The organism is Vibrio sp. M260118, from assembly GCF_036533755.1.
Classification (GTDB): domain Bacteria; phylum Pseudomonadota; class Gammaproteobacteria; order Enterobacterales; family Vibrionaceae; genus Vibrio.
This window is the reverse complement of sequence record NZ_JATABG010000636.1, coordinates 1-939: the sequence shown is the minus strand read 5'-3', so window position 1 is coordinate 939 and position 939 is coordinate 1. Positions and strand designations below refer to the sequence as shown.

Genomic DNA, 939 nt, shown 5'->3' with positions numbered 1-939 from the left:
CTTTATCAGTCGTTCAAGCTAAGTCCTTTGAAGATACTTATGTTATTGGTGCGGGAGATAAAATTCAGATCTCAGTTTATGGTGAGTCAGATTTATCGATTGACGAACTTTACATAAGTAACAGTGGGAAATTTGAATATCCCTACTTAGGTCAGTTAAATGCGTTGAACAAAACGCCTGAAAGTCTTAAAAATGAAATTATTAACGGCTTAAAAGGCGATTATCTAATCTCGCCAAAAGTGAGGGTGAGCGTAGTAGGGTTTCGCAGCATTTACGTAAATGGTGAAGTAAAAAAACCCGGTGGATATGAGTATCAACCAGGACTAACCGTTGATAAAGCGATTGCGTTAGCCGGAGGTTTTACGGATCGCGCCGCGAGAGACAAAGTTTTTGTTACACAATCTGGGTCAGAAGACGCGAAAAGCAAAGTTAGGCTTTCTAAGAAAGTAATGCCTGGCGATATCATTGTTATCGAACAAAGCTTTTTCTAATTAAATCCTAGTATTTTTGGATATTCGAAATGTCAAACTCTTCTACACACATTAGCCTAGAGCAACTTATTGATTTGGGTTATTACTTTCATCTAATAAAGAAACGCTGGTTCGCTATATCAGTGTTCACGCTTTTATGCACTGCTATAGCTGCTCTGATAGCTTTATCTATTACTCCTGTCTACCGAGCGACTTCAACTTTGCTTATTGAGTCGACGCAGAAGAATGCAATATCGATTGAAGAGGTAGTAGGAATAGATACGCGTGCGGCAGAATACTACCTCACTCAATTTGAGATTCTAAAATCTAACCAAGTTGCTCAGCGAGTTATAAACAAATTGCAACTAAGCCAAGTGGCCGAGTTCAACCCTTCGATCATTGAGAAAGAGCCAGGGGTTATCGATAACCTCAAAGATCAAATTAAGTCACACCCTTTGCTGCTTCCTTA

The 939-nt window shown here is 39.3% G+C and carries 2 protein-coding genes; both read left to right on the top strand.

The window, feature by feature from the left end; genetic code table 11:
- Positions 1 to 491 (top strand): polysaccharide biosynthesis/export family protein (locus QTO00_RS20200; RefSeq protein WP_331426340.1); only part of this gene is annotated, 491 nt, incomplete at its 5' end.
- A 29-nt stretch (positions 492 to 520) separates the two neighbouring features.
- Positions 521 to 939 (top strand): Wzz/FepE/Etk N-terminal domain-containing protein (locus QTO00_RS20195; RefSeq protein WP_331426339.1); only part of this gene is annotated, 419 nt, incomplete at its 3' end.